We start from the raw sequence: 23,991 nt of genomic DNA on the forward strand, positions 1-23,991 counted from the left end.
ATACCACTAGTAATTAAAGCTTTTTAGTGAAACAGGATGCTTAAACCCTTTTATCCTACTAAGGCGATAGATTATGTTATGATAGAAAAAACACGTCTTTTTCTGACTGTGAAAGTGTAGCTTTACACTATTGTTGTCTATACTAAGTTAAAAAAGATTATTAATTCTATCGATGCAAAGGATGGTTATAATGAAAGTTGTTAACAACATGGCAGATTTAATTGGGGATACGCCCCTTGTCAAATTGAATCGCCTTCAGCCAGCTGACGGTGCATCCGTTTATTTAAAGCTTGAATTCTTCAATCCCAGCAGGAGCGTAAAAGATCGCGCTGCCTTTAATATGATTGTTAAAGCTGAAGAGGCAGGCCTTTTAAAGTCAAATTCAACTATAATTGAGCCAACTAGTGGCAATACTGGAATTGGATTAGCTATGAATGCTGCAGCAAGAGGTTATCGTTCAATTCTAGTTATGCCAGATACTATGACACAAGAACGTATCAACTTATTAAAAGCTTACGGGGCTGAAGTTGTGCTAACACCAGGAGACGAAAAAATGCCAGGGGCTATTCGTAAAGCAGAAGAATTAACAAAAGAAATTCCAAATGCTTTTATGCCGATGCAATTTAAAAACGCAGCTAACCCAGACGCGCACCGCCACACCACGGCAAAAGAAATTGTCGAAGCAATGGATGATTTAAATAAAGAATTAGCTGCATTTGTTGCTACAGCAGGTACTGGCGGTACAATAACAGGAACTGGTGAAGCGTTAAAAGAACGCTATCCGAACATGAGCGTTCATGTAGTGGAACCTGCTGGCTCTCCCGTGTTATCAGGTGGAAAACCAGGAAAGCATAAGCTTGTAGGAACAAGCCCCGGCTTTATACCTGATACCTTAAATGTGGATGTATATGATGAAATTTTAAAGATTAAAGATGAAGAAGCGTATGATATTACGCGTAGACTGGCAGCTGAAGAAGGAATTTTAGTTGGTCCATCCTCTGGTGCAGCTTGCTATGCTGCTATCGAGGTAGCTAAAAAACTAAGCCCTGACCAAGTCGTTGTGTGCATTGCCTGCGATACAGGCGAACGCTACTTATCAAGTGATTTATTCTCTTTTGATTCATAATAAGTTAGAAAAAGACGCTCATGCTTTTGAGCGTCTTTTTGGTTTACTTAGCTAATTCATAAATAGCTTGTGCATAAATGGCTGTTGCTTTCATTAAATCTTCGACCACCATATATTCATCTTTTTCATGGGCCACTTCTTCTCTTCCAGGGAAGAGTGGGCCAAATGCTACTCCCGCTTCTAATGCTCGTGCATATGTACCTCCACCGATAGAAATAAGCGTTGGTTCTTCTCCTGTCTGGTCTTGATACACTTGCTGTAACGTTTTAATAAGCTCATGGTTTTTATCTACATGATGGGGTTTTGAATCAGAAAAATGCTTAACAGTGATTTGATAGGTCTCACTTTGTTTCTTGAGTGTAGAAATAATACTGTCAATATTAGCGGCAACTGGATAACGAATGTTTAAGCCAATTTGCCCGGCTTTCTCATCAGTGTAAAATAAAATACCAACGTTTACGGTCAAGTCACCTGTTACATCATCTCGAACATGCAAACCGATTTTGTTACCAATTGTATCATCTACAAAATATTGATTCACATATGTAACAAACTGTCTTGCTTGTTCATTTAATGCTAATTCATGTAGAAAACTTACTAACAACAGCCCTGCATTTTTTCCTTTTTGAGGAACACTTCCATGTGCCGATACCCCTTCTAAAGTAAGCGTATATCGGCTGTTGTTGAATTCAACTGTACCTTTTACGCCATGTTTATTTAAGAAGTTCTCATACGCTTTTTTCAAGTCTACTTCTTCTTTCACAGCAAGAACTGCTTTTGCATGATCAGGCACCATATTATAGCGACGACCAGATTCAAGTGACATTAATACATACTCTCCATCTGTACCTTGAATTGGTTGTTGGTGTAACTCCACATCGGTAATTCCTTTTTCTGCGTAAATAATAGGAAAGTCAGCGTCTGGAGCAAAACCCATCGTTGGCATTTCTTCATGTTTAAAGTAGTGATCTACACATCTCCAATCGCTTTCTTCATCCGTTCCAATAATCATACGTACGCGTTTTGAGAGCGGCAACTTCAACTCTTTCACAATTTTCATAGCGTAATAAGCAGCCATTGTTGGTCCCTTATCATCAATGGCTCCACGGGCAAAAATTTTCCCGTCCTTAATTTCGCCACCGTATGGATCAACAGACCAACCATCACCTTCAGGTACGACGTCAACGTGACATAAAACTCCTATTAATTCTTTTCCTTCTCCTAATTCAATATGTCCTGCATATCCATCTACGTTCTTAGTTACAAAACCATCAGCATGTCCTTTATCCAATAAAAAATGAAGAGCTTTAGCTACTCCTTCTCCAAACGGCTCATCTTCTTTTATAGATTCATCGAGAACACTTTTAATTTGTAAAAAACGTTTCGTTTCTTCCAAGATATCGCGTTCTCTTTTTTTGACTTCTTCCATCCAATTGATAGCTTCCATATTTATCCTCCACCATTTCAGAAGTATTCAATTTGTACTATTTTCCACTTTATCACACCTTTTTTTAAAAAGCATCTAAGGTGTTTAATTAGCTGCAAAAAGGGTAAAGGGTTGTAACCTTTTCTCTAAATTTATGCTTGAATAGGTCTATTTGGTTATATTTTGCATACATTAAATAAATAATGTATAGCTTAAGAAAGGAGACCTGCCAAAAAAGTACATATTTATCTCATTTATATCAATTTTTGTAAATTAATTATTAAATTAAGCTTTACCCTTTTATTTTTTATGGTTTTTTGTGTACAATGTAACTGAGGACTTAAATAGTGCTTGACATCTCAAAGTTATAAAGAAGTTGTGCCTTACGAAAAACGAATAAGGAAGTGGTTTTTTGAAACCTTCAACTAATCGAATGCTAACGCGTATCAAATCCGTTTACATGTTCATTAGTAAAAAGGGAACTGTTACTACTCAAGAGCTTGTTGATGAGTTTGGTATCACTCCTAGAACTATTCAGCGTGATTTAAATGTCTTAGCATACAATGATTTAGTTCATAGTCCAAGTCGTGGTACATGGACGACGACAGAGAAGAAGGTCAAGATTTCATCCTAGTAAGTTTCAAAGGTAAGTATTTATATACAGAGATAAAGATTCCTCATACTTTTCACCATGTGTGTTGAGTATCTTTGAATGTCCGACTTTATTTCGGTGCATTTAAACGTGAATTGTTTCACTTGCGTAGAGTGAACAAAAAGGAACCAATTTATGTACAGGTTCCTTTTTCTTTCGCCTCTTATTCCTTTTTTCCCCTTAATAAATTTAGCTCATCTTCCGTTAACTCTCGATATTCACCTAATTCCAACTCTTCATCTAACGGCAACGAACCCATTGAAATTCGTTTTAAGTATGTTACTTTTTTACCTCTCGATTCAAACATACGCTTTACCTGATGAAATTTCCCTTCCACAATGGTTAGCTCAATTTCAGATGATTCACCGCTTCTTAAGATTGTTAGCTCTGCGGGTTTCGTAACGTATCCATCATCTAGTGTAACTCCTTTTCTGAATGCCTCCACGTCTTCCTCTGTCACTTCCATATTAATAATCGCAAAATACGTTTTAGGAACATGCTTTTTCGGTGAAAGCAGCTGGTGAGCAAGCTGTCCATCATTTGTTAATAACAGTAATCCTTCCGTATCTTTATCTAGTCTTCCCACTGGGAATGGGTCATAAATAGCGTCGTCAATTTCTAATAAATCAACAACTGTCTCATGTTGATGATCTTCTGTAGCAGAAATTACTCCTTGCGGTTTGTTCATCATTAAATAAATAAATTCTTTGTATTCAATAATCTCTCCGTGAACGGACACTTCTTCAGCTTCTGGGTCCACATGTAGCTTAGCATCTTTAATCGCTTTACCATTTACTTTTACTGCTCCTGTTTTTAATAACCCTTTTACTTCTTTTCGACTGCCATAACCCATATTAGCTAATAGCTTATCTAATCTCATAAAATCCCCCTCTATTTATATTCGAAAAGAAAGTGACCCATTGAATGAGTCACTCTATTCTTAACCGTTCTCTGGACGACGGCGTAAAATTTTTCGTTCAATTATGTTTATAATTCGTTTTCCCATTACTCGCTCTAATAATGTCGAACGATACGTAGCTACACCGTATATACCCCCTCCAACACCTGCTCCAATAAAGGTAATTACTACAGCTGCAATACGGCTTTGATCGTACATTAGGAAGAAACCTAAAATAAAGGAAAGTACTTTAACGCTTAATCCCATAATAGCAACGAAGATAAAGATTAATACTGTACGTTTGATAAATGCTTGGTAATCATAATTCGCATACTTTTTAATGAGATAAAATGTATATGCAATAGATACAAGATAGCCAAGAGCCGTTGCTAAAATAGAACCTAACTCGTGAAATAGATAAATAAATGGTACGTTACAAATAATTTTCACAATTAGACCAAATGCTAAACTGATTACCGCATATTTTTGTTTATTCACACCTTGTAAAATCGCGGCATTCACAGTGAAAAATGAAAATAATAACGCCACTGGTGCGTAAGCTAATAGGACTGTTCCGCCAGCTTTAACGTCTTCTATACCAAAGAATGTTCCATAGGCTGGACCTGCTAAAGCCATCAAACCAACTGATGCTGGTAATACTAAGAACATAATCGTTTGATACGTCTGGTCAATCTGCTTTTGAAGAGCCGTGTAATCTTGATTCACAAACGATCGTGTAATTGTTGGAACCAGCGTTAATCCAAAAGCAGTAGCTAATGAAACAGGAATCATTACTAGCTTTGGTACATAAGACTGCACAATCCCATTCATCGTCTCCGCAATTTCTTTTTGGCCAGCAGCTACCATTGCACGGTTAAATGTAAATTGATCAACATACTGGTAAAGCGGAATTGCAAGTCCAACAAACACATACGGAATAGAATACGTAAACAACTCTTTAAAAATAGAAACCGTTGAAATACGCGTTGGCGTAACTTTTTGCTCTTGTACCATCTTATCTAAATGAGGCTTTCGTTTTTTCCAATACCATAACAAGACAGCTAATCCACCGAGCGCACCTACAAATGCCCCCATCGTTGCAAATCCAACCGCTAAGGCTAGACTGCCTCCGACAACTTTTAACACGATGTACGTAGAAGCGAGTAAAAAGACAACGCGGACAAACTGTTCAATAACTTGTGAAACAGCAGTTGGTCCCATAGACTGGTGTCCTTGGAAAAATCCACGCATTAAACTCATAATAGGTACGACAAGAAGCGCCACGCTCACCATACGCATAACCATGACAACGTCTTCTAACGAATTATCTAAATCTGCTCCTCCCAGTGTTAAATTCGCAATAAAAGGAGATAAAGAATAAAGTAAGAGAAAAGATAAAATCCCTGTGACAAGCATGAGCTTAAGGCCTGCACGATACATTCTCCTACTCGTATAATAATCACCCATTGCATTGTATTTAGATACGAATTTTGAAACAGCCATCGGCATTCCTGCCGTTGCAATACTTAGATAAATAGCATATTGGTTATACCCATAACCAAATAAGGCGCCACCTACAGCTCCAACGAGCGTTGCAAATGGAAAAATATAAATCATTCCTAGTATACGAGAAATATATGTTCCTAACGTTAACACAAATGTTCCTCGTAATAGCTTTGAATCAGACATAAGCTTGCCTCCGATACGTAATGTTACACTTTGATAATAGTGATAAAATAAAAAGGAATCAAGTTGCAGTTTTATTTCAGACATGCTTTAATGTTAACTGCTGCTAGCAGCTAGAAAAAAAACAAGACTATAGCCCATTTTATCCAAAGTTTGTTCATTTGTCAGTGAACAAACTCAAATTTTATAAAATAGACAGGTTGGTGAAGATATGATTTATGATGTAATCGTAATCGGAGGAGGACCTTCTGGTTTGATGGCATCGATTGCAGCTGGTGAAAAAGGCGCAAAGGTACTATTAGTAGACAAAGGAACAAAGCTAGGCCGGAAGCTAGCTATTTCGGGTGGTGGACGTTGTAACGTCACGAACCGACTTCCAATTGATGAAATTATTAAGCACATTCCAGGAAACGGACGCTTCTTATATAGTGCATTTTCAATTTTTAATAACGAAGATATTATCTCGTTTTTTGAAAACCTTGGAATTGCTTTAAAGGAAGAAGATCACGGACGCATGTTTCCCGTATCAAATAAGGCACAATCAGTCGTTGATGCACTGATTGGTGAGCTAAAGCGTTTAAACGTTCATGTACGCACAAACACGCCTGTACGAAAAGTTGTATATGAGAACAATGCAGTAAAAGCAGTTCAGTTAGAGACAGGTGAAGTAATCCACACCAAGGCAGTTATTTTAGCTGTTGGAGGAAAATCTGTTCCTCATACAGGTTCTACAGGTGATGGATACGCTTGGGCAGAAGCAGCCGGGCATACCATTACAGAACTTTACCCAACCGAAGTTCCCGTCACTTCAAACGAAGCATTTATTCGAGAAAAAGCATTGCAAGGTTTATCATTACGTAGCGTCGGGTTAAGCGTTTTAAATAAAAAAGGGAAGCCAGTCATTACGCATCGAATGGATATGATTTTTACGCACTTTGGAATTTCTGGACCTGCCGTATTACGCTGCAGTCAATATGTTGTCAAAGAGCTTAAAAAGCAAAAGACAACGACTGTTGAAATGATGATTGACTCATTTCCAGATATAAACGAAGAAAACCTCTTTCAAAAAGTTGTTTCACTTTTAAAAGAAGAGCCCAAAAAAGCAATCAAAAATGTGTTAAAAGGATTTGTGCCTGAGCGCTATTTACTATTTTTGTTTCAAGCTTCTCATATTGAAGAGCAAGAGCTTGCAGGACAAATTTCGCATGATCGCCTTCGTGAATTTGTCGGTCTGATGAAACGATTTACGTTTTCTGTAAATGGAACGTTATCTCTTGAAAAAGCATTTGTAACGGGTGGAGGCGTATCCGTAAAGGAAGTTCACCCAAAAGAAATGTCTTCAAAATTCATGAATGGCCTTTACTTTTGCGGCGAAATTTTAGATATTCATGGCTATACAGGCGGCTATAACATTACGTCAGCTTTAGTAACAGGAAGGCTTGCTGGAACAAATGCAGGAGAGTATGCCAAAAGCCTAGCGCATTAATGCGCTAGGCTTTATATATGACCATTGCTGAAAAACAGTATACCTGTTCATCTCGATCCACATCTACTGTGACCTGATACTTAATGTCTACAATATCGTCATCATCAAATTTTTTCAAAAAGCGATTTAGAGCTACTTCTAGATCTTTTTCATGCTCTTTATCAAATACTTTTACTTGAACCACACCGCGACACCACTTTCATCCCATGATTATCACTGCTTGGACATTTCTATTAACATATGTATCAATCACTATAGACATTCTTATAAAATTTATACGTTGAATTAAAAAGAGTGTGGAACAAATCCAACTAATTCTTGCTAGAAGATAAATGATACCTCCACTAAAATATTAAAATTCAAATAACCATTTTACTCCATCGGATTATAAGGTATCAGCCTTTCCTTCAGTTTCCACAGAAGTTGCGTTTCTTCCACTAATTTTCCAGCTGGTTTTGAGAATGACAAAAAGATACCCAAGCTATCAAAAGTCATTACCTTTCGATAGTTCGAGTATCTCATTCGCTGAAACGATTGTGCCTCGGCTTGGTTCATTTACTTTTTAGTTATCTCGCCTTCCCATTCAAGCATACCGCCAACCATGTTGCGCACTTTGTATCCTTGCTCTTGTAAGTAATAACATACGTTCTCACTACGGCGACCTGAGCGACAGATAAAGATATATTCTTTTTCTTTATCAAAAGCATCAATATGTGAAGGAATATCATTCATGCGAATATGTCTTGCCCCTGGAATAATACCTTCTTCTACTTCTTCATCTTCGCGAACGTCTACTAGCTCAAGTTCTTCATTTTGTTCCAAACGCTTCTTTAGCTCTTCTGTTGTAATTTCTTTTACTTGTTCCATCTTTTTCAACCCTCTCATTATGTATTCGTGCCTCTGCTATTATTGTAACAAAAGTGATAAATGAAATTCTACTTACATAAAAAAAGCCTGAGGCTCTTGCCTCAGACCTCTATTATTAGTTCTTAGTTTGCTACAATGTTTACTAATTTACCTGGCACAGCAATCACTTTTCTGACAGTCTTGCCTTCGATTTGCTCTTGCACGTTTTCATTTGCCATTGCGATATCTTGAAGCTGTTCGCGTGATGCTTCGGCTGGAACGTTTAGCTTTGCACGTACTTTACCGTTCACTTGAACAACAATTTCAACTTCATCATCTACTAATTTTGCTTCATCAAAAGCAGGCCAAGCCTCATATGAGATTGTTTCTTCATGACCAAGTTTATTCCACAGCTCTTCTGTAACGTGTGGACAAATTGGTGCAAGTAACTTCACAATGCCTTCCACGTATTGTTTTGGAAGAACATCAACTTTATATGCATCGTTGATAAACACCATTAATTGTGAAATAGCTGTATTAAAACGAAGCCCTTCATAATCTTCCGTTACCTTTTTCACCGTTTGGTGGTATACGCGCTCTAATGTTTTATCATCGCTTTCTTTCACTTTATCACTTAGTTCACCGTTGTCATCCATTAACAAACGCCATACGCGATCGATGAAGCGTCTTGCTCCATCTAAACCTTTTGTTGACCAAGCAATGGAAGCATCTAAAGGTCCCATGAACATTTCATATAGACGAAGTGTATCTGCACCATGACTTTCAACAATCTCATCCGGGTTCACAACGTTACCTTTTGATTTACTCATTTTTTCATTGTTCTCACCAAGAATCATTCCTTGGTTAAATAACTTTTGGAACGGCTCTTTTGTCGGTACTACTCCAATATCATATAAAAACTTGTGCCAGAAGCGAGCATATAATAAGTGAAGAACGGCATGCTCTGCACCACCGATGTAAATATCAACCGGTAACCATTCTTTTAATTTTTCTGCATCAGCCAATGCATCTTCATTTTTTGGATCAATGTAGCGTAAGTAGTACCAGCAGCTTCCAGCCCATTGTGGCATTGTATTTGTTTCACGACGGCCTTTTTTACCTGTTTCTGGGTCTACTACGTTTACAAATTCATCAATGTTTGCTAATGGTGATTCCCCTGTACCCGAAGGCTTAATTTCCGTTGTTTTTGGAAGTACTAGTGGCAGCTCGCTTTCTGGAACAGGTGTTGTTGTACCGTCTTCCCAATGAATTACTGGAATTGGTTCTCCCCAATAACGCTGACGGCTAAATAACCAGTCGCGTAATCGGTACGTAACTTGTTTTTCACCTTTTTTGTTTGTTTCTAACCAAGCAATCATATTTTCAATTGCTTCTTCTTTATTTAAACCGTTTAAGAAGTCAGAGTTAACGTGCTCGCCATCTCCTGTGTACGCTTCTTTCGAAACGTCTCCTCCCGCTACAACTTCCTTAATTGGAAGCTCAAACTTAACAGCAAACTCATAGTCACGCTCATCGTGAGCTGGAACTGCCATAATCGCACCTGTTCCGTAGCTCATTAATACGTAATCTGCAATCCAGATTGGCATTTTTTCGCCATTTACTGGGTTAACCGCATAAGCTCCTGTAAATACACCTGTTTTATCTTTTGCTAAATCTGTACGTTCTAAGTCACTTTTACTTTTAATCTTCTCAATATAGGCACCTACTGCTGCTTTTTGCTCAGCTGTTGTAATTTTATCCACAAATGGATGCTCTGGTGCTAATACGGCATACGTCGCGCCAAAAAGAGTATCTGGGCGCGTAGTAAACACGGTAAACGTTTCATCATGTCCATCAATTGTGAAGTGAACATGTGCCCCTTCAGAACGACCAATCCAATTACGCTGCATTTCTTTAATGCTCTCTGGCCAATCTAATTCTTCCAAATCTTCCAGTAATCGATCTGCATAAGCAGTAATTTTTAACATCCACTGCTTCATTGGACGTCGTTCTACTGGGTGACCCCCACGCTCACTTTTACCATCAATAACTTCTTCGTTCGCTAATACCGTCCCAAGAGCTGGACACCAGTTTACCGCAACCTCATCAATATACGCTAATCCCTTTTCGTATAACTTTAAGAAAATCCACTGCGTCCACTTATAGTAGCTTGGATCTGTTGTATTGATTTCACGCTCCCAGTCATATGAGAAACCTAGAGATTTGATTTGGCGACGGAAGTTGTTAATATTTTGCTCTGTGAATTGCGCTGGGTCATTTCCTGTATCTAACGCATACTGCTCTGCTGGTAACCCAAATGCATCCCATCCCATTGGATGAAGTACGTTATATCCTTGCATACGCTTCATACGAGATAAAATATCTGTTGCTGTATACCCTTCTGGATGCCCTACATGTAGGCCAGCTCCAGATGGATATGGAAACATATCTAGCGCATAAAATTTACGCTTTCCTTTATCTTCAGTCGTTTTAAATGTATGATTTTCTTCCCAAACCTGTTGCCACTTCTTCTCAATTTGCTTATGGTTAAAGGCCATGAATACTCCTCCTTCTATTTTAAGACAATGGTGTTAGAACTATAAAAAACCCCTCATCCCTTAAGAAAGGGACGAGAGGTTGAATAAACTTCCCGCGGTACCACCCACATTAGCACAAATTATGTATGTACTCACTCATTTTCCTTAACGCGGATGACGATAAATGCTACTTTGTTCACATTTACAGCTCAAAGGTGAGTTCATGAACGGTCGTTTGTTGACTCCCACCAACCGTCAACTCTCTTTGCTCGTATCGCCCACTACTATTCCTTCTCAATGCTTTTCATATAGTAACTACCTTGTATTGTAAATAATATGTGATTAAACTGCAAGTTGTTCACACCATTTTATCAAAGTTTCTCTTCTTATTTATAAACAAATCTCTTAAAAACATACATAATGCCCACTTTTTTAAGAAATATCCAAACATTCAGCACATAAACAGCTAAAATGTCCATGTGCTGAACCTCTTACTCTTTAAATACCTACTCCAAATGTAAAGAGAGCAATAGCTACCACTAACCCTACGAGGGGAACAACGACAGTCATAGCTGCAACGGATCCATAGGCATCCTTATGCGTTTCACCGCAAATGGCGTTAATTGTTGTTACAACATATCCATTATGAGGAAGTGAGTCCAATACCCCAGATGAAATGGCCACAACCCGATGAAGTGCTTCAGGATTAACACCGGCATCCATATAATGTGGTGCTAATAGCGGTAAAGCAATCGCTTGGCCACCGGATGCTGATCCGGTCATTCCTGCAATAACGCTTACTGCAATGGCGCCTCCAATTAATGGACTGCCCGGAATACTAGTCATTGCCTCAACAGCGACATTAAAAGCAGGAGCTGCTTTGGCTACTCCGCCAAATCCAACAACAGCTGCCGTATTTCCAATTGCAATCAAAGCACCCAGCGTCCCTTCAGATAGCGCTCCCCAGAAGTCTTTAAAGTAACGACGGTTTAATACATACGTAGCGATAATCCCACTTAATAAAGCAATGATAAGAGCTGATTGCATCAATGAATTATGGAATACAAATGAACAAACAAGAACGACAACTAAAGGAATTAAGCTAAGCAATGGATGAGGTAACTCTCTTCCTTCCTCCGTTCTTGGGTCCGCCTCTCTCTCAACAAAGTACTCACCGTTTTGCACTGCTTTTGTAATAATTTTCTTCAACCACCAATAGCCAAACACTGCCATTAATACAGCCACAATTAAACTTACTTCCCAACCTGCATAAGGTGATGTATTCAAATAATCAATTGGAATCCAGTTTTGAATTTCAGGTGACCCAGCTGAAGTCATTGTAAACGTAACAGAACCAAAAGCAAGAGCAGCTGGAATAAAACGTCGTGGAAGGTTAGCTTGCTTAAACAAACTTACAGCCATAGGATACACAGAAAAAGCTACGACAAACAAGCTGACTCCTCCATAAGTTAATACAGCACAGGCTAAAACAATGGCTAATACAGCCCTTTTCATACCGAGCTTTTCTACAATCCATTTTGAAACACTATCAGCTGCACCACTGTCTTCCATCACTTTTCCAAAGATTGCTCCAAGTAAGAACATTAGATACCAAGATGTCACGAAACCTGTAAATCCGGACATATAGTTACCAACAAAGTTTATTTCACCTTCTTTAACAAGCTGTGGAAACAGAGGCATTCCACTGGTTAAAGCTACTAGCAAAGCACTTAAAGGTCCTGCAATTAATAGGTTCATCCCTCTCATCGTAAGCACAATAAGTAAGACTAAACCACCAATTAATCCGATCATACTAAGCACGTTTTCTTCCCCCTTTTATTTTAGAAAGCGTTTACAATTAAGTGAAGAATAACCTCCTCTCTGTTGACTTCTACTATCTTATTAGACAAACCATTGAGACATACCAGGTTTTATAGAACAAAAAAACGATGCTATATAGCACCGCTTTGTAGATTTTTATTTATTTTGAAACCGTTACTTGATAACGTTTTGTAGACTTTTCTCTAATTCTCACATCATAAAACCATGTTGTGAAAAATGTTAAGGACAGAAAAACAATTAAGCTATACACAAGTATAGAAACATCAAAATGATCTACCATCATCCCACCGAAAACAGGACCAATCATTCTTCCTCCTGTAGCCGTACTGTTTACAATACCTTGGTAGAATCCTTCTCTACCTTTTGGCGCCAATTCGTTTGCTACCGCAGGTACTGCTGGCCAAACAAACATTTCTCCAATTGTTAAGACAACCATTGCAACTAAAAAGTCTACAAAAGTCGTGGCCTGTAGAACAATGACAAAAGATGCAATAAAGATTGCCGTCCCGATCATAATTTGTACTTTTAACGTTTTTGCAAACTTTTGTACAACTGGTACAATAAACGGTTGTCCTGCAACGATTAAAATGCCGTTTATTGTCCAAAGCATGCTGTATTGAGAGAGTGGGATGTTAAGCTCTAATGTATGGGTAGCAATTGTTGTTTGCCACTGTACATATGCCATCCAGCAAAGCAAATAGCCCACACATAACGTTAATAGAGCAATCAGCTTATAGTGATTTTTAATTCCTTTAGCCTCTTGCAATACATTCGTTTGAGCTGAACCTGTAACTGAAATGTTCTTGTACGTAAAAAATGCAATCAATAAAAAAACTACGTACAGTAACGTGTTTGCTAAAAAGATATAGGTGAATGAATAAGAAGCTACAATTCCGCCAAGAGCTGCACCAATGGCTACCCCGGCATTTTGAGCTACATAAATAGCATTAAAAGATTTACGTCCCCCTTCTGGCCAAACTGTCCCGGCCATTGCGTACATAGATGGAAATACAATTCCAGATCCGAAACCAACGATCACAAGCAGTACCACGTATGTAGGCCAATCGTGAAAAAAAACTAACCCGACTAATGCTATCAAAGTAATAATAATACCGGACAAAATGGATTTGTATCCACCTATTTTATCAAATAAAGTACCTCCAATAAGATTACCGATTACGCTAGCACCAGCATTTAGCATTAAAACAAAGCCTGCTACCGATAATGATTTACCAAGATGATCATGTATATAAATTGTGTTTAAAGGCCATAAAAACGAAGCGCCTGTAACATTCACTAACATTCCAATGATTAAAAACCATAATGACTTTGGCATATCTATTTCTCCTTTCAATTGTTGAGAACTTTTAAAGCCAACGTACATTCTAGTCCTTTCTACTGCATTTCGCAATGAGTTAGCATATAGAAAGTCAATTAAAAATGTTTTCAATTAACTTTCTATTGAAAAAGAGCGCGAAAGCAAATGCTTTCGCGCTCTTTTTACCTTACTTTGTTTTCGATTTATCAGGCTGTGCACGCTTGCTATTACGAGCTTTTAATTCTTTTACAGGATCAAAATCTTTACCTGCTTCAATATCGTTATTGTTGATTCCATTTTTTGTTTTTTGTTCCGGATTATTCTGGTTTGAACGAGTAGCCATCACTGTTTCCCCCTTAATGTTCAGTTAAAATCATTCGATTTTGGATCTGCTGAATTTGAAGGCGCATACGATAAAGCTGTTCACGTTGTTGATCATTTGCGCTATGAGCAAGCTCTTCAAGTTCTTTATAGGCATTTTCAAGACCAAGCTGTGCCTTTGTATATTCTGTATCGTTGTAATGTTCCTGTTTCATTCCTTCAGACAATTGACTTTGCGCATATTGGAGCGCATCTTCACATTGTTGAAGAAGCTTATCTACTGATTGACGTGTTGCCATGGGTATCTCCCTCCACACTCTTTAGTTTCAGATGTATTTTGCTCATCTTTGGGCAAATTTACGACATATCTCTAGAAAAAATCATTTGTAAAATATAGAATTTCAAATTGCCTTTGGAACTTTCCTTTTTTTCTGATACAATTTGATGTTGTATTTAGGGCACGTACCGTAGATAGATAAAGGAGGGTATTAACTTGAGTCAAGTGAACCCATTTCCATATAAAGCGGAAGATAAACGTTATCACACATGGAATTACCATTTAAGGCAGCATTTTGGTCATAAAGTATTTAAAGTGGCGTTAGACGGAGGATTTGACTGTCCAAATCGAGACGGAAGTGTCGCACACGGCGGCTGTACTTTCTGTAGCGCTGCGGGATCTGGAGATTTTGCTGGAAACCGAGCTGAAAGCTTAACTACACAATTTAACAAGATAAAAGAAAAGATGCATCACAAGTGGAAAGACGGAAAGTACATCGCTTACTTTCAAGCATTTACAAACACACATGCACCAGTAGAAGAACTACGTCAAAAATATGAAGAAGTTTTAGCATTACCAGGAGTTGTCGGATTATCGATTGCTACCCGCCCAGATTGCTTACCAGATGACGTAGTTGAGTATTTAGCAGAACTTAACGAACGTACGTATTTATGGGTAGAACTAGGGCTTCAAACAATCCATGAAAGTACTTCTGCATTAATTAATCGCGCACACGACCATGCGTGTTACTTAGAGGGTGTGAACAAACTGCGAAAGCATGGCATTCGCGTTTGCACTCATATTATTAACGGCCTTCCTCTTGAAACTCAAGATATGATGATGGAAACTGTAAAGGAAGTAGCACAAATGGATGTCCAAGGTATTAAAATCCACCTTCTGCATTTATTAAAAGGCACACCAATGGTGAAGCAGTACGAAAAAGGTCTGCTCGAATTTTTATCATTTGATGATTATATCAGCCTTGTTTGCGATCAGCTTGAGATTCTACCACCAGAAATGATTGTTCATCGCATTACAGGAGATGGCCCAATCGATTTAATGATTGGACCAATGTGGAGCGTGGATAAATGGAATGTATTGAACACAATTGACCAAGAGCTCAAACGTCGAAGTAGCTATCAAGGAAAATTCTTTTCAAAGGGTGTTTCAACATTATGAAAATTGAACGCATTCTCCCCTTTGCCCGTACACTATTAACAAGTGCTGTTAACGAAGGCGATACAGTCATTGATGCGACTGTTGGAAACGGTCACGATACGTCATTCTTAGCGAAATTAGTGGGCGCAAATGGACATGTATACGGATTTGATATCCAAGATGAAGCCATTCAAAATACATTTGAACGATTGGTTAAACAAGGTATTGAACAACAAGTTACACTTATAAAAGATAGCCATAGTCATTTAAAAAAACATATTCCACCTTATCTACATGGTAAGCTAACAGGAGCAATCTTCAACCTCGGTTACCTACCTGGTGGAAATAAAGAGATTGTTACTCTCTCGACGTCTACTATCCAAGCCATTGAACAGCTTATTGAACTATTGGCACCTGAGGGACTGATTGTACTTGTTATTTATCATGGGCATGAACAAGGACAGCTAGAGCGTGATGATGTACTACATTATGTGTCGAATCTTGATCAACAGCTCGTTCACGTTTTACGCTATCAATTCATCAACCAGCAAAATAACCCGCCATTTATTGTGGCAATTGAAAAAAGATAAGCTTTTGCCAGATGGCAAAAGCTTATCTTTTTAACATTCGATATAATCGACCGTTAACATAGAAAAAATAACTCAAAGACCCGCCTGCTTTTATAAGCCTTTTAGCATTTCGAGCTACTTCCTTTTGGCTTCGAACTTTTTGATCTGATAAATAAACACCTAGTAAACCTTGATAAATAAAGCGATGAAAATGAGCATCTGGTAAGTTTTTAGCATGCTCACCAGACTTTGTAACAAAGTGTAGAAATCGATTCATCATATCTTGATGATGAGGATAATAAAAGCAAAAGTTTAAATCTCCTCCTACCACATCTTCCTCTTGATCAATTAAATAGTCTAACAAGATATGCAACCCTTGAATATAAGGAAAGTATCCATTACGTACTTGCTCTGCATGTTGCAATGTAAAACCTTTTGTAAAACTATAAGCAGCTAAACAAAAGATTCCAAGTGTCGACCCTGAACATGCAGAAAATTCATACCATGACATCTGTGGTAATGCTTCCTTATGCTCTGAAAACCATTTCTCGAGCCTAGGTACACGTTCTTCTATTCGTACATGTTTATGTATCTGTAAGTCACAGTAGTACGTAGCTAGCTCAATTAAATAAGGTGCTACGATAGCATAGTTCACTGCTTTAGCCAACGTCTGTTGACATGTAAGAACCAGCTCATTAAGATATCCGCCGTCATCTTTATCATCTCGATAGCGGTAATAGTCCTTTAATGGTGCACCAGGTGTTAAAGCATCTGGCATGGACTCATGGAGCGCAGCAAAATCTTTTGGATCGAGCGAATTGCTGCGATCACACAAATTGTCTAAATAGTCGCTAATGGTCTGATACGCAACGATAAATCGAATGCAGGCCTCCATTTGGTCTTTTGCCAAAATTGCTAGTATACCTCCTCCTTCACAGTGAAAGGTTTTGGTATTAATGCTATCTAAAGCCTGCGTTCTAAGCTCTATATTTGGTATTTTCTCTGCTTTTAAACGCCACTGCTTCAATTCTTCATGTACAGTTGGCATGATGCCTCGATAAATTTTCCCCATTAAAGACAAGGGATGAGACGGTATCTTCACAGGTTCCCCACCTCCGTTGTTTCAAGCTTTATTAAATATGAAGGTTAACAAAGCTATTTGCATATGTGAAAACATAATCTCGTTCAGGTTCATTAAAGATTTCATGATAAAGCTGAGGCCATTCTTTATAGATTTTTTCGCTTAAATCTACTTCGTCAAACCACTGCTTTACAATTAATTTTTCAATAATTTTATCTTCTCCAGCTTGCATAACAAGAAGTGGAACATCAGGCATTTTTTCAATATCACGAAACGCCATATTAATCGCTTCTACAAGTTCGCGATACCACCGAACCGAAACTTTTGTCACATACAATGAATCATTCTGGTCTTCGTCTCTTACTTCTGGATTTCTTGTTGCTTTTTCTACAGTCAAGCCTAAGTCAAATAATTTCGTTGGCATTACTTTATTTAACCCTTTAGACAAGACGTCTAAATAAGCTGGAACTTGTTCTTTTAGACCTAGACATGGTGATGATAAGATTGCTCCCCATATTGGTAAGTTCTTCAACTGAAGTGTTCGAATAACAGCAAGCCCACCCATGCTATGTCCTAATAGAAAAATAGGTAAATCATAAGCTTGTGCTTCTTTTACCCAATTCTCAATTTCATGTACGTACTCGTCAAATGATAAGATGTGTCCTCTTCTTCTTGTTGTTAGACCTTGTCCAGGAAGGTCACCCATCACAACGTTCATACCGACTGAACGCCACATTTCGACTAGCCAGCGGTACCGTCCTTGATGCTCAGCTGCGCCGTGAACAATGACTACCACACCTTTTGGATTTTCTGTTTCCCACTTACGCATTAGAGTTACTCCCTTTCATTTGCTATTTACCTGTAAAAAAAAACTATGTACACTTACATTAGAAGATTATTACTCTTTTTTCAACTAATAAAGGAGATGAACGCATGATTTATCCTTATAAAGGAAAAACGCCATCTATTTCACCCACTTGCTATATCGCTGATTACGTAACAATTACAGGGGATGTAACGATTGGCGATGAAAGTAGCATTTGGTTTAATACTGTTATTCGTGGTGATGTGTCACCAACTATTATTGGAAAGCGTGTTAATATCCAAGAACAATCTACCCTTCACCAAAGCCCTAATTTGCCGCTCATCATTGAAGATGACGTAACAGTCGGTCATCAAGTTATTTTACATAGCGCACTCATCCGCAAAAACGCACTGATTGGAATGGGGTCGATTATCTTGGATGGAGCAGAAGTTGGAGAAGGTGCATTTATCGGAGCTGGTAGCTTGGTATCACCCGGAAAAAAAATCCCTCCTCATACACTTGCACTAGGCCGCCCTGCTAAAGTTGTCCGTGAATTAACGGATGAAGATATAAAAGATATGAACAGAATTCGCACGCAGTATGTTGAAAAAGGACAATATTATAAATCACTTAATCCGATTAACAAGTAATGAAACAAGCAGTGGTCAACTCCACTGCTTGTTTTTTGTACAGCGACCTTACTTAGTATGCACTAAATAAATCCACACATTCTTTACATAAGATTAGCACTGGCTCTACAAACATTCCTTACAATATAATATAGCGACTACACATTCGTTAAAAAACGAAAACATATACTTTTTTAACGTTTCATCGTCACCAATGACTTTATCTATGAACATAATGGGCTTAAAGGAGGTTGCTATATGCGAACAAAACTAATTCGTCAAGTTTATGATTGGGAGTGTCACTTGTTTCAAGTCGTAAATAAATATTTCGATTTCAAGCCCCTTAACACTTTTTTTCGCACGATTACCCATATCGGTGGGGCAACTTCAATGATTAGCCTGGCTCTACTCCTGATGTTATTCATTGATCGCGCATCTTTATCACTTTCTTACGCATGCGCTTTATCTCTAGCAATCAGCCACATTCCTGTAGCGATTACAAAGAAAATTTATCCAAGAAAACGCCCTTACCTTCAATTAAAAGAAACAAAAGTATTGGATAATCCCTTACAAGATCACTCATTTCCATCCGGGCATACAACAGCTATTTTTTCATTTCTAGCACCCATTATGATTGCTGTACCTATTTCAATTTTCTTTTTATTCCCACTTGCTTTTTTAGTAGGCGTGTCGCGGATTTATTTAGGGCTTCACTATCCTACTGACGTATTTGTGGGCATGCTGTTAGGTGTATTTTCTGGAATTATTGGTCTACAGTTATTCTACTAAATCAAAGTGGAGGTGGTAGGATGAGGATTGCATTGATATCAGATACGTTTTCTCCTGAAATTAACGGAGTCGCAAAGACATTAGAGCGCTTTACTTATTACTTATCTCGTCAACGAATTGACTATGAGATTTTTGCACCTGAATCATCATCTCGCACATTTAGTCCATTACCCATTAATCATTCATTAAGTATACCATTTTTTCTTTATCCACAATGTCGGTTTGCTTTACCGAATATTGTAAAAATAAAAAAGAAGATAAGAGAGTTCAATCCTACTATTATGCATGTTGCTACCCCTTTTTCAATGGGTCTGAGTGGTATTCACGTGGCTAAAAAACTTAGCATTCCTTTAGTCGGTTCTCATCACACTGATTTTGAGCATTACCTTCCAAGCTACAAGTTGGGACACTTATCTCCTCTTCTGTGGAGATACATGAAATGGTTTTATGAACCGTTTGAAGAAATCTTTGTTCCTTCTCTTGAAACAAAAAAGCAGCTCTTAAATCAAGGCTTTAAAGATGTATCTATCTGGTCTCGAGGAGTCGATCATCATTTATTTCATCCCTACTATGATAAATTTGATATCCGCATAAAATATAATATAAAAAGACCTTATATTTTAACATACGTTGGACGTTTATCTCCTGAAAAAAACGTAGCATTTTTCTTGAAACTATCACGTTTACTTCCTAATCATCTACGTCACCAAGTACAATGGCTTATCGTTGGAGATGGACCTAGCAAAGAAGCACTAGAGCAAGAAGCAGGTGATTCCATTACGTTCATTGGCTTCTTAGAACATGAGCATTTAGCTAAACTATACGCAGCTTCTGATTTATTCATATTCCCTTCTGAAACGGAAACCTTTGGTAATGTTGTATTAGAAGCATTATCCTGTGGGACACCCGTTATTGCTGCTAATGCAGGAGGGGTAAAACATATTGTTAGCAATAAGAAAAATGGCTACCTCTGTACCCCTAATTCACTTGAAGAGTTTATTGAATCCATCTGCACTTTATTAGAATCTCCCCAGCTTCGCTTAAGGTTTGGAGATGCTGCTCGTCGTTATGCTCTTACGCAATCGTGGGATTCTGTATTTGACCAATTACTGCTTCGCTATGAATCAGTCGCGACTAAATCCACCCATGGGTTAGAATTTGTGAAATAAAAAAGTCGCTGCCTCTTTTGAGGCAGCGACTTTTCATTATTTTGCTAAAGCTTCTGCTTTTAAAGTTTCTGCTTTATCAGTGAACTCCCAAGGAAGCTCAACATCAGTACGGCCAAAGTGACCATATGCTGCTGTTTGCTTATAAATTGGGCGTCTTAAATCAAGCATTTTAATGATACCAGCTGGACGAAGATCAAAGTTGTTTCGTACTACTTCAACTAGTACTTCTTCCGTTACTTTACCTGTTCCAAATGTATCAATAGAGATTGAAACTGGTTGTGCTACACCAATTGCATATGCAAGTTGAACCTCACAACGATCAGCTAATCCTGCAGCTACAATGTTTTTCGCAACGTAGCGTGCTGCATATGCTGCTGAGCGGTCAACTTTTGTTGCATCTTTACCAGAGAATGCGCCACCGCCGTGACGAGCGTATCCACCGTAAGTATCAACGATAATTTTACGACCCGTTAAGCCTGCATCACCTTGAGGACCACCAATTACAAAACGTCCTGTTGGGTTAATGAAGTACTTCGTGTTCTCATCGATTAATTCTTGTGGAACAACCGGATTAATTACATATTCTTTTAAGTTACGTTGAATTTGCTCTAACGTTACTTCTGGATGATGTTGAGTAGAGATAACAATTGTATCAACACGAACTGGTTGATTATTCTCATCATATTCAACCGTTACTTGCGTTTTACCATCCGGACGAAGGTAAGGTAAGATTTCTTCTTTACGCACTTCTGTTAAGCGACGTGCTAACTTATGAGCTAAAGAAATTGGTAACGGCATTAATTCTTTTGTTTCATTACAAGCGTAACCAAACATTAAACCTTGGTCACCAGCTCCAATTGCTTCAATTTCTTCATCAGACATTGAACCTTCACGAGCTTCTAACGCTTGGTCTACACCAGCAGCGATATCTGGAGATTGCTCACCGATTGCTGTGATTACTCCACAAGTATCCGCATCAAAACCATATTTTGCACGCGTATAACCAATTTCTTTAATTGTGTCGCGTACTGTTTTTTGAATATCTACATAAGTAGATGTTGTGATTTCACCACTTACTAATACTAAACCAGTTGTTACGCTTGTTTCACAAGCAACACGAGCATTTGGATCCTCAGCTAAAATAGCATCAAGAATTGAGTCAGAAATTTGGTCACAAATTTTATCTGGATGTCCCTCTGTAACAGATTCTGACGTAAACAGACGACGTTGTGTTGACATCAGTTTTCCTCCTTTAAATACGATACATTGTGATACGGTACTCATTCCCTTATTGTGTTCCATTTACATTTTTTCAATATAAAAAACCTTTCCTTGTATCGAGGAAAGGTATCAAGTTCTGCATAAGCCTTTCACTCTTATCGATCAAGGTTTATTCCCTTGCATCAGGTTAGCACCTTATCACCTCTATTGAAATGGGTGATGGTTGCTGGGTTTCATAGGGCCTGTCCCTCCACCAGCTCGGGATAAGAGAGTATCCGTTCAAGGACATATCATACAGGAAAATGCTCTATTATGTCAATAACATTCCTGTGAAAATCATGCAAAGGTTGCATTTACCTTTCCTATTATTTACATAAATCTTCAATTAATAAGACCATTTCATAAAAACGATTTGTGTTCTCTAAAACAAAAAACTTTTCGCAACATTTGAACATTTTTACCCGAATAGTATAGACTATTTAAAGTAATGTGTTATACTAATTGTACATTTAAACATCATTTTAAAAAAAGGAAGGTAGTGCACATGAGTACTGTTAATATGTCTATTGAATTAGCCAATCTCCTGGAATCTGAAAAAGTGAATCACCAACTATCTGTTTCTCAATTAGTCGAAAAGATTTTAGAGCGACAAGAAGGCGTATTGACTTCTACGGGTGCTATTCAAGTTGAAACAGGAAAATATACGGGGCGTTCCCCACACGATAAATTCATTGTAAGCGATTCCTTAACCTCTCATACTGTTGAATGGGGAGATGTTAATCAACCTTTTTCATCTGAACGATTTGACGCACTTTATAAAAAAGTATTAGAACATTTAAAGGAACAAAATGAACTATTTGTATTTAATGGATATGCCGGCGCCGATGATAAATATCAGCTTCCAATCCAAGTGGTAAATGAATACGCATGGCATAATTTATTTGCTCATCAATTATTTATTCGTCCAGAAGACACAAAGCTAAAAAATGATGCTGAATCATTCTCAATTGTATCTGCTCCTACTTTTAAAGCTGTTCCAGACATTGATGGGACAAATTCTGAAACATTTATTATTATTTCATTTGAGCGAAGAGTTGTTTTAATTGGTGGAACAGAATATGCAGGTGAAATGAAAAAATCTATTTTCTCTGTGATGAATTTTTTACTTCCTCAAAAAGATATACTTCCTATGCACTGCTCGGCTAACGTTGGTAAGGAAGGCGATGTTGCGCTATTCTTCGGACTATCTGGCACCGGCAAAACAACGCTATCAGCTGATGCTACAAGAAGGCTAATTGGTGACGATGAGCATGGTTGGTCTAGTACAGGCGTATTTAACATTGAAGGTGGTTGCTATGCTAAATGTATACAGCTATCAAAAGAAAAAGAGCCTCAGATTTTTAATGCCATTCGATTTGGGACAGTTTTAGAAAATGTAGTGATTAACTCAAATACTAGAGTTGCAGATTACAATGATAATAGTTTAACAGAAAACACTCGTGCTGCTTACCCAATTCAAGCAATTGATAACACAATCTTACCAAGTGTTGCAGGACACCCTACGGCAATTGTTTTCTTAACGGCAGATGCATTTGGGGTTTTACCTCCAATTAGTAAACTAACAAAAGAACAAGCAATGTATCATTTCTTAAGTGGCTATACAAGTAAACTTGCCGGAACAGAACGTGGAATTACTGCGCCACAAGCGACGTTCTCTACTTGTTTTGGTGAGCCATTCTTGCCTCTTCCACCTACAGCTTATGCTGAAATGTTAGGTAAGAAAATTGATGAGCATAATGTAAATGTTTATTTGGTGAATACGGGATGGACCGGCGGAGAATACGGAGTTGGAGAGCGAATGAAGCTTGTTTATACACGTGCGATGGTTCAAGCAGCGCTAGAAGGCGAACTTATTAGCGTAGATACGGTTCAAGACCCAATCTTCGGACTTGAAATTCCTGCACATGTTCCTGGTGTTCCTGATGAAGTACTTCAACCAGTAAAGGCATGGAAGAATGCAAACTTATATGAGGAAAAAGCTCGCCAGCTAGCACAAAAGTTTACAAAAAACTTTGAGCGCTTTGCAAACGTAGCTCCAGAAATTTCACAAATGGGTGGTCCTATCATTTCAAAATAACGAAAAGCCGGAATTAAT

22 protein-coding genes, 1 riboswitch and 1 other annotated feature are annotated in these 23,991 nt (G+C 38.1%); of the genes, 9 read left to right on the top strand and 13 right to left on the bottom strand.

The window, feature by feature from the left end; all coding sequences use genetic code 11:
• Positions 1 to 187 precede the first annotated feature (187 nt).
• Positions 188 to 1,126: a cysteine synthase A gene (gene cysK, locus EPL02_RS18870; protein WP_165932603.1), complete on the top strand. Its 939-nt coding sequence runs from the start codon at positions 188 to 190 to the stop codon at positions 1,124 to 1,126.
• 43 nt (positions 1,127 to 1,169) lie between these two features.
• Here the strand turns inward: cysK and pepV are convergent, their stop codons facing one another.
• Positions 1,170 to 2,573 (bottom strand): dipeptidase PepV, encoded by a 1,404-nt coding sequence (gene pepV, locus EPL02_RS18875; RefSeq protein WP_094911933.1) that lies wholly within the window; start codon positions 2,571 to 2,573, stop codon positions 1,170 to 1,172.
• A gap of 391 nt (positions 2,574 to 2,964) precedes the next feature.
• Between pepV and EPL02_RS18880 the strand changes: the two genes are divergently transcribed.
• Positions 2,965 to 3,186 (top strand): DeoR family transcriptional regulator, encoded by a 222-nt coding sequence (locus EPL02_RS18880; RefSeq protein WP_025909502.1) that lies wholly within the window; start codon positions 2,965 to 2,967, stop codon positions 3,184 to 3,186.
• Positions 3,187 to 3,367: 181 nt separating this feature from the next.
• Here EPL02_RS18880 and EPL02_RS18885 read toward each other — a convergent pair whose 3' ends face one another.
• The gene (locus EPL02_RS18885) at positions 3,368 to 4,084 is read right to left on the bottom strand and encodes a pseudouridine synthase (protein WP_094911934.1); all 717 of its coding nucleotides are present in this window, start codon (positions 4,082 to 4,084) and stop codon (positions 3,368 to 3,370) included.
• 60 nt (positions 4,085 to 4,144) lie between these two features.
• Entirely contained in the window at positions 4,145 to 5,791 is a 1,647-nt protein-coding gene (locus tag EPL02_RS18890) for a putative polysaccharide biosynthesis protein (protein WP_131888421.1), read from the bottom strand.
• Positions 5,792 to 5,999: 208 nt separating this feature from the next.
• Here EPL02_RS18890 and EPL02_RS18895 point away from each other — a divergent pair, with 208 nt between their 5' ends.
• Complete coding sequence (locus EPL02_RS18895) at positions 6,000 to 7,274, top strand: BaiN/RdsA family NAD(P)/FAD-dependent oxidoreductase (protein WP_131888422.1); 1,275 nt, start codon at positions 6,000 to 6,002, stop codon at positions 7,272 to 7,274.
• A gap of 4 nt (positions 7,275 to 7,278) precedes the next feature.
• Here the strand turns inward: EPL02_RS18895 and EPL02_RS18900 are convergent, their stop codons facing one another.
• The 7 genes from EPL02_RS18900 to EPL02_RS18930 all read right to left on the bottom strand — a co-directional run bounded on the left by EPL02_RS18900 (position 7,279) and on the right by EPL02_RS18930 (position 14,437).
• Positions 7,279 to 7,458, bottom strand: a complete 180-nt coding sequence (locus EPL02_RS18900) for a sporulation protein Cse60 (protein WP_094911937.1) — start codon at positions 7,456 to 7,458, stop codon at positions 7,279 to 7,281.
• Between the two features lie 371 nt (positions 7,459 to 7,829).
• Positions 7,830 to 8,141, bottom strand: coding sequence for a rhodanese-like domain-containing protein (locus EPL02_RS18905; protein WP_094911939.1), 312 nt, complete (start codon positions 8,139 to 8,141; stop codon positions 7,830 to 7,832).
• Between the two features lie 122 nt (positions 8,142 to 8,263).
• Positions 8,264 to 10,678 (bottom strand): leucine--tRNA ligase, encoded by a 2,415-nt coding sequence (gene leuS / locus EPL02_RS18910; protein WP_131888423.1) that lies wholly within the window; start codon positions 10,676 to 10,678, stop codon positions 8,264 to 8,266.
• 64 nt (positions 10,679 to 10,742) lie between these two features.
• Positions 10,743 to 10,964: a binding site (T-box leader), on the bottom strand.
• A gap of 191 nt (positions 10,965 to 11,155) precedes the next feature.
• Complete coding sequence (locus EPL02_RS18915; protein ID WP_131888424.1) at positions 11,156 to 12,478, bottom strand: GntP family permease; 1,323 nt, start codon at positions 12,476 to 12,478, stop codon at positions 11,156 to 11,158.
• Positions 12,479 to 12,638: 160 nt separating this feature from the next.
• Positions 12,639 to 13,835 (bottom strand): MDR family MFS transporter, encoded by a 1,197-nt coding sequence (locus EPL02_RS18920; protein ID WP_350019658.1) that lies wholly within the window; start codon positions 13,833 to 13,835, stop codon positions 12,639 to 12,641.
• Between the two features lie 169 nt (positions 13,836 to 14,004).
• Positions 14,005 to 14,160, bottom strand: a complete 156-nt coding sequence (locus EPL02_RS18925; RefSeq protein WP_094911942.1) for a glycogen biosynthesis protein GlgD — start codon at positions 14,158 to 14,160, stop codon at positions 14,005 to 14,007.
• Between the two features lie 13 nt (positions 14,161 to 14,173).
• Complete coding sequence (locus tag EPL02_RS18930; RefSeq protein WP_094911943.1) at positions 14,174 to 14,437, bottom strand: YtzC family protein; 264 nt, start codon at positions 14,435 to 14,437, stop codon at positions 14,174 to 14,176.
• A 194-nt stretch (positions 14,438 to 14,631) separates the two neighbouring features.
• Here EPL02_RS18930 and mnmL point away from each other — a divergent pair, with 194 nt between their 5' ends.
• Together mnmL and mnmM are read left to right on the top strand one after the other, a co-directional pair.
• The gene (mnmL, locus tag EPL02_RS18935) at positions 14,632 to 15,594 is read left to right on the top strand and encodes a tRNA modification radical SAM protein MnmL/YtqA (RefSeq protein WP_131888425.1); all 963 of its coding nucleotides are present in this window, start codon (positions 14,632 to 14,634) and stop codon (positions 15,592 to 15,594) included.
• Positions 15,591 to 16,163, top strand: coding sequence for a tRNA 5-(aminomethyl)-2-thiouridylate-methyltransferase MnmM (gene mnmM, locus EPL02_RS18940; RefSeq protein WP_094911945.1), 573 nt, complete (start codon positions 15,591 to 15,593; stop codon positions 16,161 to 16,163). Before mnmL ends, mnmM begins: the two co-directional genes overlap by 4 nt.
• A 22-nt stretch (positions 16,164 to 16,185) precedes the next feature.
• Here the strand turns inward: mnmM and EPL02_RS18945 are convergent, their stop codons facing one another.
• Positions 16,186 to 17,244, bottom strand: coding sequence for a tetraprenyl-beta-curcumene synthase family protein (locus EPL02_RS18945; RefSeq protein WP_094911946.1), 1,059 nt, complete (start codon positions 17,242 to 17,244; stop codon positions 16,186 to 16,188).
• Positions 17,245 to 17,275: 31 nt separating this feature from the next.
• Positions 17,276 to 18,052, bottom strand: coding sequence for an alpha/beta fold hydrolase (locus EPL02_RS18950; protein ID WP_094911947.1), 777 nt, complete (start codon positions 18,050 to 18,052; stop codon positions 17,276 to 17,278).
• A gap of 104 nt (positions 18,053 to 18,156) precedes the next feature.
• On the opposite strand from EPL02_RS18950, the gene EPL02_RS18955 reads away from it, so the two are divergent.
• From EPL02_RS18955 to EPL02_RS18965, 3 genes are all read left to right on the top strand, one after another.
• The gene (locus EPL02_RS18955; RefSeq protein ID WP_094911948.1) at positions 18,157 to 18,678 is read left to right on the top strand and encodes a gamma carbonic anhydrase; all 522 of its coding nucleotides are present in this window, start codon (positions 18,157 to 18,159) and stop codon (positions 18,676 to 18,678) included.
• Between the two features lie 237 nt (positions 18,679 to 18,915).
• Positions 18,916 to 19,446, top strand: a complete 531-nt coding sequence (locus EPL02_RS18960) for a phosphatase PAP2 family protein (protein ID WP_094911949.1) — start codon at positions 18,916 to 18,918, stop codon at positions 19,444 to 19,446.
• Positions 19,447 to 19,466: 20 nt separating this feature from the next.
• Positions 19,467 to 20,615, top strand: a complete 1,149-nt coding sequence (locus tag EPL02_RS18965) for a glycosyltransferase family 4 protein (protein ID WP_131888426.1) — start codon at positions 19,467 to 19,469, stop codon at positions 20,613 to 20,615.
• A gap of 36 nt (positions 20,616 to 20,651) precedes the next feature.
• On the opposite strand, the gene metK is transcribed toward EPL02_RS18965, so the two are convergent.
• Positions 20,652 to 21,854, bottom strand: coding sequence for a methionine adenosyltransferase (gene metK / locus EPL02_RS18970; RefSeq protein ID WP_094911951.1), 1,203 nt, complete (start codon positions 21,852 to 21,854; stop codon positions 20,652 to 20,654).
• A gap of 134 nt (positions 21,855 to 21,988) precedes the next feature.
• Positions 21,989 to 22,106, bottom strand: a riboswitch (SAM riboswitch).
• A 274-nt stretch (positions 22,107 to 22,380) separates the two neighbouring features.
• Between metK and pckA the strand changes: the two genes are divergently transcribed.
• Positions 22,381 to 23,973: a phosphoenolpyruvate carboxykinase (ATP) gene (pckA, locus tag EPL02_RS18975; protein ID WP_131888427.1), complete on the top strand. Its 1,593-nt coding sequence runs from the start codon at positions 22,381 to 22,383 to the stop codon at positions 23,971 to 23,973.
• Positions 23,974 to 23,991 lie beyond the last annotated feature (18 nt).

Origin of the sequence: Bacillus sp. CBEL-1 (assembly GCF_004348885.1) — a bacterium.
GTDB classification, from domain to species: Bacteria; Bacillota; Bacilli; order Bacillales; family Bacillaceae_H; genus Priestia; species Priestia aryabhattai_A.

Bases quoted from the DNA above. Each gene is read 5' to 3' on its own strand.
- mnmM (WP_094911945.1), top strand. From the start codon at position 15,591: ATGAAAATTGAACGCATTCTCCCCTTTGCCCGTACACTATTAACAAGT.
- EPL02_RS18885 (WP_094911934.1), bottom strand. From the start codon at position 4,084: ATGAGATTAGATAAGCTATTAGCTAATATGGGTTATGGCAGTCGAAAA.
- EPL02_RS18960 (WP_094911949.1), top strand. From the start codon at position 18,916: ATGCGAACAAAACTAATTCGTCAAGTTTATGATTGGGAGTGTCACTTG.
- EPL02_RS18925 (WP_094911942.1), bottom strand. From the start codon at position 14,160: ATGGCTACTCGTTCAAACCAGAATAATCCGGAACAAAAAACAAAAAAT.
- EPL02_RS18890 (WP_131888421.1), bottom strand. From the start codon at position 5,791: ATGTCTGATTCAAAGCTATTACGAGGAACATTTGTGTTAACGTTAGGA.
- pckA (WP_131888427.1), top strand. From the start codon at position 22,381: ATGAGTACTGTTAATATGTCTATTGAATTAGCCAATCTCCTGGAATCT.
- EPL02_RS18930 (WP_094911943.1), bottom strand. From the start codon at position 14,437: ATGGCAACACGTCAATCAGTAGATAAGCTTCTTCAACAATGTGAAGAT.
- EPL02_RS18895 (WP_131888422.1), top strand. From the start codon at position 6,000: ATGATTTATGATGTAATCGTAATCGGAGGAGGACCTTCTGGTTTGATG.
- metK (WP_094911951.1), bottom strand. From the start codon at position 21,854: ATGTCAACACAACGTCGTCTGTTTACGTCAGAATCTGTTACAGAGGGA.
- EPL02_RS18920 (WP_350019658.1), bottom strand. From the start codon at position 13,835: ATGCCAAAGTCATTATGGTTTTTAATCATTGGAATGTTAGTGAATGTT.
- EPL02_RS18950 (WP_094911947.1), bottom strand. From the start codon at position 18,052: ATGCGTAAGTGGGAAACAGAAAATCCAAAAGGTGTGGTAGTCATTGTT.
- EPL02_RS18905 (WP_094911939.1), bottom strand. From the start codon at position 8,141: ATGGAACAAGTAAAAGAAATTACAACAGAAGAGCTAAAGAAGCGTTTG.
- leuS (WP_131888423.1), bottom strand. From the start codon at position 10,678: ATGGCCTTTAACCATAAGCAAATTGAGAAGAAGTGGCAACAGGTTTGG.
- pepV (WP_094911933.1), bottom strand. From the start codon at position 2,573: ATGGAAGCTATCAATTGGATGGAAGAAGTCAAAAAAAGAGAACGCGAT.
- EPL02_RS18965 (WP_131888426.1), top strand. From the start codon at position 19,467: ATGAGGATTGCATTGATATCAGATACGTTTTCTCCTGAAATTAACGGA.
- EPL02_RS18955 (WP_094911948.1), top strand. From the start codon at position 18,157: ATGATTTATCCTTATAAAGGAAAAACGCCATCTATTTCACCCACTTGC.